Here is a 10015-nt window from a genome sequence, read left to right as displayed (position 1 = left end):
GGCCGCCTTCTTCATATCCGGGTCATGTCGCTAGGCGACTTAAAAGTCGTCTTCGACCTGACCGTCCTTTACCCTGAACTCACGGTTTTGCAGGTACGCGTTGCGAATGAAGATGTACTTGTCGCCGCTGATCAGCCGCTCCGCGGACAACAGACTCGCGCGAGTATCGACAACATCCACGCCCCGCGCCACGTTGCGCGCGGACACATCACCTATATACGGGTAGGGTTCAAGCAGGCTATCCGGCACCTTGCCGGCTGTATCGCGAACCGTGCTCGGCCCGAGCAGTGGCAGTACCACATAAGGTCCACTGCCCAAGCCCCAGGCGCCGAAGGTTTGACCGAAATCTTCGTCGTTTCTCTGCAGCCCCATGCGCGTGGCTACATCGAAGAAACCCAGCACGCCTATGGTGGTATTGAACAGCAAACGACTGGTGTCCACCCCGGCAGCGTGCAGTTTGCCTTGCAACAGGTCGTTGGCCAGGTTGCCAACATCACCGAGATTGCCAAAGATATTGTGCACGCCATCTTCCAGGAACTGCGGGGTCACAGCTTGATAACCCTGTGCAAGAGGCTTTAGTGCGTAGGTATCGAGGGTGTCATTGAAGCGAAAAATCGCACGATTGAACCCTTCCCACGGATCTTCTTCGGCGGCATGCGCCATGACAGGCAGTAGCGCCAAGCTGACACAGGCTACGAGTCGGCCTAAACGCTCAACCCAGTTCACAGCGAGTACACGCATCACAGTCTCTCCTTGAGAAAATAGTGTGGCAGCCCAAGCCAGCCATCAAGACCGCGCAGTATAAAGCCTGAAATACCCTAATTGGCAGCATAGCGGACGAATCAGATACAGGAATAGCGCTTACGCCACTTAGCCCATGCACTCGCATTCGCACGCGGGCGTGATATGAACAGTAAAGCCAGTGGGGCAGCCTGCCACGGTGCCAGTCGAACAGTTCGCTGGCGAGGTCGAGTGCAGCAGACTAGCTATCGAACATGCTGCCACCAAACCACCAAACCACCACTAACAGCAGCCGGCCCCGCCCGGCGCTGTTTGTAACCATCGGTTCATCATTTCGTCACGCACAGCCGTTACCTTGGACTAGGCCATTTCAAGGATGACAGACATGCACACGTCCGCCGCACCACCCGCCTTTACCGCATTGCTGTTTGGTCTACGTGGTTGTCTGGTTGATTTTGGCGCACGCACCCTGCCGGTAACCTTGCAGCGCCTCTACCCGCAACACCCAGCCGATCAATCCGCAACCCTGCTGGCGGCACATACAGTCCTGCCGCAATTGCTCGGGCGCACGCCACACGTCAACGAACTACACGCCTTCAACCACTCCTTGAGTGAAACGGCCAGCGAACACGCCGAAGCCACGCCTGGCTCAACAGCCTTGCTGAATGACCTGCGCCAACAACAAGTGCCTTGCGCCTGGCTCGATGAATTACCACGCGACGCCAGCATCGCACTAGCCGCAGCATTACCCGACTGGCTGCTGGGAGTATCGAGCGTTACCAGTCGCCCATGGCCTGCGCCAGATGCCTGCTGGCAGGCACTAATCGACTTGCAGGTGGATCGACTCGACGGCTGCGTGCTGATCAGTGGCGAGCCACGCTTATTGCAGGCTGGCCTGAACGCCGGGCTATGGACCATCGGCCTGGCTGCCAGTGGGCCGCTATGTGGACATGCTCCAGCGGACTGGCAAGCGCTCGATAGCCTTGAACGCGACAGTTTGCGCGCGCAAGCCACGCTGGCACTGTATCGCCTCGGCGTGCATGCGGTGACAGACCAACTGACCGAGCTCGGTCCGTGTTTGAGCGACCTGGGGTTGCGTCGCCAGAAGGGCGAAAAACCCTGAGCCCGGGCCGACAACCTGCAATGCCAGCCCCCCGATCAAGCGTTACTGCAGTCAACAACCACGGCCAGTACCGCTTGGCCAGCCGGATCAACAGCACCCCTTACCCCCTATCGAACCACCATTCGAATGCCCACCAAGACTTGATTCAGAGCAAGCAAAGCAGCGCCGCTTGGATTACCCTTGAAGACACGCATTGACCTTTCGCGACCGCGTAAGGTCAATGCTTTGGCTTAATAGAAAAGGGAGCGCCTTATGCCTGCAAACCGTCTGCAGCAGCAACTGGAAGACTTGCGCGATCAACTGGCGCAGGACCCTCCACTGAGTGAAGAAGACCGGGCCTCGCTCTTCATCCTGACCCAGGAAATCGAACTGCAACTGGCTCGCCAAGCCGCAGCAGCGCCGGACGCCACCCTGGTCGACGGGGTCAACCTGGCCGTGGAGCGCTTCGAGGCCAGCCATCCAACCCTGGCCGGGACCTTGCGCAATATTTTGCAGAGCCTGGCGAATATGGGGATCTGACCCCCTCCAGCCACATAAGAACCCCGGCCTGAGCCGGGGTTTTGCTTACTGGCGCACCAATCGGCGATTATCCGGCTGAATCACTGCGGTGCTGCGATACGGGTTGATGTCCAAGCCGCCACGCCGCACATAGCGTGCGTAAACCGTCAGGTGCTCGGGTTTCAGCAAGCGTTGCAGGTCGAGAAAGATGCGTTCGACGCATTGCTCATGGAAGTCTGCGTGCTGACGAAAACTCACCAGATAGGCCAGCAAACCGGCGTGATCCAACGCCGCGCCACGATACTGCACCACTACACTGCCCCAGTCCGGCTGGCCGGTGACCGGGCAATTGGACTTCAGCAGATGACTGTGCAGACTTTCCTCAATCACCCGGCCAGACTCGCAACGTAGCAGGCCCGGCTGCGGCTCGTCATAGTTGCTGATGCTGACATCCAGGTCATCGATACAGGTTCCCGGCAGCGCCGCCACGCCTTCTGCAGCCACCTCGTCGAGGCTCCGCACGCGCACGACGACGGCTTTGCCAGCAGCAGCAGACAAGTCTTTTTGCAGCACCTCGACCAGCTCGGCCGACTCGGCAAACACCGTTTGATTGAGCGAATTGAGGTACAGCTTGAAAGATTTCGATTCGATGATGTTCGGCGAGTCCGCCGGGATCGCGAACTCGCCGATGGCCACTACCGGCTTGCCCGAAGGCAACAACCAGGACAGCTCGAAACAGTTCCAGAAGTCCACCCCCTGGTACGGCAGGGTTTCGGCGCTCAAACCCAGTTCCGCCCATTTTGGCGCACGCGGGATAGGGAACAGCAACGACGGTGTATTGGTCGCGATGTATTCGCTGGATTTACCCAGTGGCGAATGTTCGGCGGCGGGGTGCATGGCAAAAACCTGGTGGATCGAGACAAATAAATTGTATACAGTTTTTCGATTGCGTTCAGCAATCCGAGTACCGACGAACGCCTAAGCTGACGCCCGTCAGGTGCGGCAAGGCGTCAGGCAAGCTCCGCCACTACGGCGGCTAACGCCTGGGCCGGATCGGCAGCCTGACTGATCGGACGACCGATCACCAGGTAGTCGGAACCGGCGTCCAGTGCCTGGCGGGGGGTGAGGATGCGCCGTTGGTCGTCCTGCGCACTACCGGCCGGACGAATCCCCGGGGTTACCAGCTGCAACTGCGGATAGCTGGTTTTCAGGACCTGCGCTTCCTGGGCGGAGCACACCAAGCCATCCAGACCCGCCAGCCCCGCCAAGCCAGCCAGACGCAGCACCTGCGCCTGAGGTTCGATATCCAGGCCGATGCCGGCCAGGTCTTCACGTTCCATGCTGGTCAACACGGTCACACCGATCAACAACGGCTTGGGGCCGTTGAGCTTATCCAGGGTTTCACGACAGGCCGCCATCATGCGCAGGCCTCCGGAACAGTGCACGTTGACCATCCACACGCCCATCTCGGCTGCGGCCTTGACCGCCATCGCCGTGGTATTGGGGATATCGTGGAATTTCAGGTCGAGGAACACTTCAAAGCCCTTCGCACCCAGCGCCGCGACAATCTCCGGACCGCAGCGGGTGAACAGCTCCTTGCCCACCTTGACCCGGCACAGCTTGGGATCGAGCCGATCGGCCAGCGCCAACGCGGCTTCACGAGTCGGGAAATCCAAGGCAACGATGATCGGCGTCTGGCAAACGGACATGGACAGGCTCTCAAGCAAGGAAAATTCGGCGCATATTGTAACGGAACAGCGGCTCGCTTGCCGATCCGGCGATCCGTCAGGCCACCGCGGGCCAACTCTTGTCACGCCAAATAGCCACGCAAGCGCGCTGCACTGGCGCGGGGGCAGTTCAGCTGCACATGCTCCAACCCCAGCCAGCTGGCCAACGACTGAAGCTGCTGCGCCAATGCCGCCAGGCCTTCCTCATCCAACCCCGGCACCTCCTCATGCACGGCGTGCACTGCCAAGCGCTGCTGCGCACGCTCGGCGCGCAAGTCGAGCCGAGCCGCCAGGCGCTCATGATGCAGGAACGGCAATACATAGTAGCCGTACACCCGCTTGTGCGGAGGTGTGTAGATTTCCAGGCGGTAATGAAAGTCGAACAGCCGCTCGGTGCGCGCGCGCTCCCAGATCAGCGAGTCGAACGGCGACAGCAAGGCGCTGGTCCTGACCTTGCGCGGAATCTTCGGCTCACCCAGGCAATAAGCCTGCTGCGTCCAACCCTGCACGCGAACCGCTTGCAGCTCGCCACCCTCGAGCAGCTCCGCCAGGCGAACCTGGCTGTCGCGAGCATCCAGGCGGTAGTAGTCGCGCAGATCTTTTTCCGTGGCCACACCCAGCGCTTGCGCCGCGCGCAGCAGTAACTGACGCTGTGCCTGGGCGGCATCCAGTTCAGGTTGCTCGAGTAGCGCGGCCGGCAGCACGCGCTCCGGCAAATCATACAAACGCTCGAAACCACGACGCCCGGCGACGGTCACCTCGCCGGCGGCGAACAACCATTCCAGTGCATGTTTTTCCGCACTCCAACCCCACCAGGCACTGCTGCGCGCCTCACCCTGATTGAGACTGCCGGCGCTCAGCGCACCTCGTTCGCGGACGGCGTGCAATACCTGCACAATCAATGGCTGCTGCTCGCGAGCAAACTGCGCGAGCTGCTTGTAGATGCCCTGACCGTTACGCGCACGCTGCATCCGCCAGCGCAACAGTGGATACAACGACAGGGGTAACAAGGAGGCTTCATGCCCCCAGTACTCGAACAGACTGCGCCGCCGCCCCTGACTCCAGGCGGCCTGCTCCAGCAGCCGTTGCTCATAAGGACCGAGGCGGGAAAACAGCGGCAAATAGTGCGAGCGCACGAGGGCATTGACCGAGTCGATCTGCAGCACCCCGAGACGCTCGATCAACCCGGTGACATGGGCCAGCTTGACGGTGCGCGGGCGACGCCCGGTAAAGCCCTGGGCGACCAGCGCCAAACGACGTGCCTCGCGCAGGGACAGGTTCAGGGTCACCGGCTCGCGACCCGCACGGACCGACCAATCAGTCGTTGCTTGTTCGACACCCAGGGGTTCTCGATGCTTTAGAGTCCAACAATCATAGCCTGACGTTTGTCGAGCGCATGACGTGAGCTGTGCCACCCGCCATCAAACGCTCTATACCAGCCTCGCCAATCTGCAGATCGACAGTGATCAGGCTGGGCGATGGCGCTGGCATCAACCAGCCCTGCTCGATCAACAATCGCGAGGCTGTCAGCCCCAGGCGATCGCGCAGAAAACAGGCCAAGGGGCCGGCAGCCATACCGGTGGCGGCCTCTTCCTCGATGCCGTAGCGCGGGGCAAACATTCTGGCCCCCGCATCGCGCCCCGCAGCCCGCACCTGACTGGAAAACACATAGAAACCAATCAAATCGAGTTGCTCACTGAGCCTTTCGATCAAGGCCTGATCCGGCTTCAGTCCGGCCACTGCAGCCTCGTCGCGCAACGGCACGACCAGGAAGCCATTGCCGGTATTGACCACGCTCGGCAACACCGCGGGCATCAGTTGCTGCGCATCGATGCGTAGCGCGGCCAGGATCTCCTGATACAACGCCGAGTCAGCGTCGATATCCTGGTAGCGCGGCGCGAGTTGCTGCATAAACGCCATCTCCCCGGCAATCAGGATATCCCGATTACCATCGATGGTTTCTTTCGAGGTCCAGCCCTCACCCACCCGGCCCAATTGCCGAAGCAAGCTGAACGTGGCAATAGTGGCATGACCACAATGGGCAATCTGCCGCGACGGGGTGAAGAACTCCAACTTGAAGGCTGCCTTCTCGGAGCCCGACACGAAGGCCGTTTCCGACAGCCCCACCGCCGCGGCGATTGCCAGTTTCTGCGACTGCTCCAGATTATCCGCATCCAACACCACGCCGGCTGGATTACCACCTGCCTCGCCGTCCACGAAGGCATTCACTATCTGTACTTCAATCTGCATGGTTGTGTCCTTGAATGGGATAGAGCATGGGTTTATTTGGCCAGGGGATCGTCCCAGAATGGCCGTTCGGTTTCGGGCAGGATATCCGCACGACTCAAGCCGATATCCTTGAGCGCCTCATCACTGAGACTCGCCAGTTGCCGGCGCTGCTCAGCCAGCTCATACCAGCGTTTGAGCTGACGCCAGGCAGCCATGACAAAAGCACCCAGATGCACCCCATGCCGGGGTGAATGGTTGACCAGTACATAACCTTTTTGACCTTTCATCTCGTAGCCCTCCTGTGGGGTTGGCGACAGTCTCGCGCTGGGCTTATGATCAATCCAACGAATGTTTCTTATGCATTGCATCTCGGAGATTGATGAATGGCCAACTACCCGAGCATCGACAGCGAACTACTGCGCACCTTCGTCGCGATTGCCGATCACGGCGGATTTACTCGCGCCGCGGAGATGGTCAACCGCACCCAGTCGGCGGTGAGCATGCAGATGAAGCGCCTGGAGGAAGACGTAATGCAGCGCCCGCTGTTTCAGCGTGATGGCCGCCAAGTCAGCCTGACCGCCGAGGGCCAGGTGCTGCTGGGATACGCGCGGCGCATCCTCAAGCTGCATGGCGAGGTGATGACCACCCTGCGCGAGCCGCACATGGTCGGCTCGGTGCGCATCGGCACCCCGGATGACTATGTAATGCGCTTCATGCCGGGGATTCTGTCGCGCTTCGCCCAGGCCTACCCGCTGGTCCAGGTGGAGCTGCACTGCGAGCCGTCGTTCAACCTATTGCAACGCCAAGACCTCGACCTGACCATAGTCACCCGCGAACCGGGCACCGAAATCGGTCAGTTGCTGCGCCAGGAACGCATCGTCTGGGCCGAGGCCAATGGCTTCAGCCCGCACGAACAGGAGCCGCTACCGCTGGCCATGTTCAACTCACAATGTTTTTGCCGCGCCTGGGCCTGCAATGCGCTGGATGCCATGGAGCGCGAGTACCGCCTCGCCTACACCAGTCCGAGTCTGTCGGCGATCATGGCGGTGGTCAGCGCCGGCCTGGCCATCACCGCGCAGCTGCAAAGCCTGATCAGCCCGGACATGCGCATCATCGGCGAGGCCGAAGGGCTGCCCCCCATGCCGTCGGCCAGCATCGTGCTGCTACGCAATGCCCATAGCCAGTCGCCGGTGACCGAGACGCTGGCCGAGCACATAGTCGAAGGCTTTAAACTTTAAGCCCGAGCAACACGGCGCAAAGCAGCAGGAACCCGGCGAACAAAGCCCGCAACAGGCGCTCCGGCAAGGCATGGGCGAGTTTGACGCCCCAGCTGATGCTGAGCAGGCCGCCCAGTGCCAAGGGCACTGCCAGCGCCCAATTGACGTGGCCATGTACGGCGTACGTCGCCAGGGTCACCCCGGTACTCGGCGCCGCCAGGGCCAATGACAAGCCCTGAGCGACCACCTGGGTAGTGCCGAACACACTGGTCAACACCGGCGTAGCGAGCACCGCGCCACCTACTCCAAAAAGTCCACCGAGTAGACCCGCGCCGCTTCCCAGCAGCGCCAACCAGGGCCAGGGATAGCGCAACTCGGTGCTGCCAGCCGTGACACGCCAGAAAACCCGCACTAGGTTGTAGAGCGCCAGCATCAGCAAAAAGCCGACGAAGGCCAGTCGCATGCGCTCGGCATCCAGCGTCACCGCCCAGCCCGAGCCGAGCACGGCACACAAGAAACTGCTGAGCGCCAGGATCAACGCGTGGCGCAGGTCGATGCGATTGCGCTGGTGATAGCGCCACAGGGCCAGCAGCACATTGGGCACCACCATGACCAAGGCCGTGCCCTGCGCCAACTGTTGGTCGAGGCCGAACAACACGCCCAGGGCCGGAATCGCAATCAAGCCACCACCGATGCCAAACAGCCCGCCGAGGGTGCCCAGCAAGGCACCCAGGATTAAATTCAGCGCAAAGTCGATCAGGCTCATCACAGACTCCATCTAGATGCCGAGCATGCTAGTCAGCTGGAGCTAGTATGGAAACGCACAGCCACGCACAATGGCTGTGCAATTTACGCATAGCCGAGCAACCATGAACCCCGACGCTCTCACCGACCAGCTAAGCCTGTTTCTCGACGTGCTGGAAACCGCTAGTTTCTCCGCCGCTGCCCGACGCCATCCGCTCACCCCTTCCGCGGTCGCCCGGCGCATCGACGCGCTGGAGCGCTCGCTCGGCAGTCAGCTATTCAGCCGCAGTACCCACGCCATCAGGGTCACCCCTGCCGGCCTGGCGTTTGCCGAACGAGCCAAGCGCGTACTAAACGAATTGCACCTGGCCCGCGCCGAAGCCGTATCGCTGAGCAGCGCGCCGGAAGGGTTGATTCGCATCGATGCGCCAGCACCCTTTGGCCGTCGTCACCTGGCACCGGCAATTGCCGAGTTTCTCCTGGCCTACCCGGGACTGGATGTGCAGCTACGACTGATCGACAGTTTCGTCGACCTGCAGGGCGCGCACCTGGGCGAAGTCGATCTGGTGCTGCGCATCGGCCCGCTGGCCGATACCCGCCTGGTGGCCACGGCCCTGTCGCCACTGGTGCGGATCGCCTGCGCCAGCCCAGCCTACCTGGCCCAGTACGGCGTACCCCGCTCTCCCAGCGAACTGATCGAACACCACGGCCTGGACTGGGAGAGCCTGGCGCCGCCCTATGCCTGGCGCTTCGAGCAGGCTGGCAAGCTCAACATCTATCGCCCGAAGCGCTTACGGATGACCGCCAACAATGCCGAAACCCTGCTGTTCAGTGCCCTCGCCGGCCTCGGCATCGCCCATTTGCCGACCTGGCTGATCAGCGACTACCTGCTGCGCGGTGAACTCGTGCCACTGTTCTGCGAACACGGCCTGCCGACGCCAGAGCCAAGCGGTATCTATGCCTTGCGCCTGGAGCGCGATAGCGGATCACGCAGTCGTCTGCTGCTGGAATTTCTCAAGGCGCGCTTCGGCCCGGTGCCGCCCTGGGACCTGGCCCTGCAAAGCGGCCTAGGCCGCAGTTGAGCAGCAATCTGCAGACAGAAAAAAGCCCGGCACCAAGGCCGGGCTTTTCAGTTCGCGGGTAAAGCCAGTATTTAGACTGGAGCTTTAGCGCGCGACTTGTACTCGCCGGTACGGGTATCGATTTCGATCCAGTCGTCGATTTCGCAGAAATCGGCAACTTTGACTTCGGTACCGTTGCTCAGCTTGGCCGGCTTCATCACCTTGCCCGAGGTATCGCCACGAGCGGAACCTTCGGTGTAGGTGATTTGGCGAACGATGGTGGTCGGCAGATCAACCGAAACCACTTTACCTTCGAAGAATACGGCTTCGCAGACGTCGGTCATGCCATCAACGATGAACGGCATGACGCTTTCGAGGTCGTCTTTGTTCAGCTCGTACTGGTTGAACTCTTCGTCCATGAAGACGTAGTTTGGCTCGCTGTAGTAGGAGTAGGTCACAGCTACGCGGTCGAGAATGACCGGCTCGAGCTTGTCGTCTGCCTTGTAAACGGTCTCGGTCGAGGAACCAGTCAACAGGTTGCGCAGCTTCATTTTAACGATGGCGCTGTTACGACCGGACTTGGTGAACTCGGCCTTCTGGATGAGCCAAGGTTGGCCGTCGATCAGAGCCACACTGTTGGGCTTCATTTCTTGTGCGGTTTTCATACTAATATCC

Annotated in this window: 12 protein-coding genes; 4 read left to right on the top strand and 8 right to left on the bottom strand. The window is 60.9% G+C overall.

Annotated elements, in window-relative coordinates; all coding sequences use genetic code 11:
- Window positions 1-39 precede the first annotated feature (39 nt).
- Window positions 40-741 (bottom strand): MlaA family lipoprotein, encoded by a 702-nt coding sequence (locus TMS3_RS22525; RefSeq protein WP_025167560.1) that lies wholly within the window; start codon window positions 739-741, stop codon window positions 40-42.
- Between the two features lie 385 nt (window positions 742-1126).
- Here TMS3_RS22525 and TMS3_RS22520 point away from each other — a divergent pair, with 385 nt between their 5' ends.
- Together TMS3_RS22520 and TMS3_RS22515 are read left to right on the top strand one after the other, a co-directional pair.
- Entirely contained in the window at window positions 1127-1864 is a 738-nt protein-coding gene (locus tag TMS3_RS22520; RefSeq protein ID WP_025167559.1) for a phosphatase, read from the top strand.
- A gap of 252 nt (window positions 1865-2116) precedes the next feature.
- Window positions 2117-2383, top strand: a complete 267-nt coding sequence (locus TMS3_RS22515) for a DUF4404 family protein (protein WP_025167558.1) — start codon at window positions 2117-2119, stop codon at window positions 2381-2383.
- A 45-nt stretch (window positions 2384-2428) separates the two neighbouring features.
- Here the strand turns inward: TMS3_RS22515 and queF are convergent, their stop codons facing one another.
- The 5 genes from queF to TMS3_RS22490 all read right to left on the bottom strand — a co-directional run bounded on the left by queF (window position 2429) and on the right by TMS3_RS22490 (window position 6605).
- Entirely contained in the window at window positions 2429-3259 is an 831-nt protein-coding gene (queF, locus tag TMS3_RS22510) for an NADPH-dependent 7-cyano-7-deazaguanine reductase QueF (protein WP_025167557.1), read from the bottom strand.
- 113 nt (window positions 3260-3372) lie between these two features.
- Window positions 3373-4071 (bottom strand): orotidine-5'-phosphate decarboxylase, encoded by a 699-nt coding sequence (gene pyrF / locus TMS3_RS22505; RefSeq protein WP_025167556.1) that lies wholly within the window; start codon window positions 4069-4071, stop codon window positions 3373-3375.
- A gap of 101 nt (window positions 4072-4172) precedes the next feature.
- A complete protein-coding gene (locus TMS3_RS22500) occupies window positions 4173-5378 on the bottom strand; it encodes a winged helix-turn-helix domain-containing protein (RefSeq protein ID WP_025167555.1) in 1206 nt (401 codons plus the stop codon).
- 82 nt (window positions 5379-5460) lie between these two features.
- On the bottom strand, window positions 5461-6339 hold the full coding sequence (locus TMS3_RS22495; protein WP_025167554.1) for a PhzF family phenazine biosynthesis protein: 879 nt from the start codon (window positions 6337-6339) through the stop codon (window positions 5461-5463).
- Between the two features lie 32 nt (window positions 6340-6371).
- Window positions 6372-6605 (bottom strand): DUF1127 domain-containing protein, encoded by a 234-nt coding sequence (locus TMS3_RS22490; RefSeq protein ID WP_025167553.1) that lies wholly within the window; start codon window positions 6603-6605, stop codon window positions 6372-6374.
- A 96-nt stretch (window positions 6606-6701) separates the two neighbouring features.
- Between TMS3_RS22490 and TMS3_RS22485 the strand changes: the two genes are divergently transcribed.
- Window positions 6702-7556, top strand: a complete 855-nt coding sequence (locus TMS3_RS22485) for a LysR substrate-binding domain-containing protein (protein WP_025167552.1) — start codon at window positions 6702-6704, stop codon at window positions 7554-7556.
- Here the strand turns inward: TMS3_RS22485 and TMS3_RS22480 are convergent.
- Complete coding sequence (locus TMS3_RS22480) at window positions 7546-8301, bottom strand: sulfite exporter TauE/SafE family protein (protein WP_025167551.1); 756 nt, start codon at window positions 8299-8301, stop codon at window positions 7546-7548. The genes TMS3_RS22485 and TMS3_RS22480 overlap by 11 nt on opposite strands.
- 103 nt (window positions 8302-8404) lie before the next feature.
- Between TMS3_RS22480 and TMS3_RS22475 the strand changes: the two genes are divergently transcribed.
- Window positions 8405-9361 (top strand): LysR family transcriptional regulator, encoded by a 957-nt coding sequence (locus tag TMS3_RS22475; RefSeq protein ID WP_025167550.1) that lies wholly within the window; start codon window positions 8405-8407, stop codon window positions 9359-9361.
- 71 nt (window positions 9362-9432) lie between these two features.
- Here the strand turns inward: TMS3_RS22475 and efp are convergent, their stop codons facing one another.
- A complete protein-coding gene (gene efp, locus TMS3_RS22470) occupies window positions 9433-10005 on the bottom strand; it encodes an elongation factor P (protein ID WP_025167549.1) in 573 nt (190 codons plus the stop codon).
- Window positions 10006-10015: the final 10 nt, after the last annotated feature.

It is taken from the genome of Pseudomonas taeanensis MS-3 (assembly GCF_000498575.2).
Classification (GTDB): Bacteria; Pseudomonadota; Gammaproteobacteria; order Pseudomonadales; family Pseudomonadaceae; genus Aquipseudomonas; species Aquipseudomonas taeanensis.
The sequence above is the reverse complement of the archived record's forward strand: the minus strand, read 5'-3'. Positions and strand labels throughout refer to the sequence as shown.

Coding starts and splice junctions, on each gene's coding strand:
- TMS3_RS22490 (WP_025167553.1), bottom strand. CDS start 6,605: ATGAAAGGTCAAAAAGGTTATGTACTGGTCAACCATTCACCCCGGCAT.
- pyrF (WP_025167556.1), bottom strand. CDS start 4,071: ATGTCCGTTTGCCAGACGCCGATCATCGTTGCCTTGGATTTCCCGACT.
- efp (WP_025167549.1), bottom strand. CDS start 10,005: ATGAAAACCGCACAAGAAATGAAGCCCAACAGTGTGGCTCTGATCGAC.
- TMS3_RS22485 (WP_025167552.1), top strand. CDS start 6,702: ATGGCCAACTACCCGAGCATCGACAGCGAACTACTGCGCACCTTCGTC.
- TMS3_RS22525 (WP_025167560.1), bottom strand. CDS start 741: ATGCGTGTACTCGCTGTGAACTGGGTTGAGCGTTTAGGCCGACTCGTA.
- TMS3_RS22520 (WP_025167559.1), top strand. CDS start 1,127: ATGCACACGTCCGCCGCACCACCCGCCTTTACCGCATTGCTGTTTGGT.
- TMS3_RS22495 (WP_025167554.1), bottom strand. CDS start 6,339: ATGCAGATTGAAGTACAGATAGTGAATGCCTTCGTGGACGGCGAGGCA.
- queF (WP_025167557.1), bottom strand. CDS start 3,259: ATGCACCCCGCCGCCGAACATTCGCCACTGGGTAAATCCAGCGAATAC.
- TMS3_RS22515 (WP_025167558.1), top strand. CDS start 2,117: ATGCCTGCAAACCGTCTGCAGCAGCAACTGGAAGACTTGCGCGATCAA.
- TMS3_RS22475 (WP_025167550.1), top strand. CDS start 8,405: ATGAACCCCGACGCTCTCACCGACCAGCTAAGCCTGTTTCTCGACGTG.
- TMS3_RS22480 (WP_025167551.1), bottom strand. CDS start 8,301: ATGAGCCTGATCGACTTTGCGCTGAATTTAATCCTGGGTGCCTTGCTG.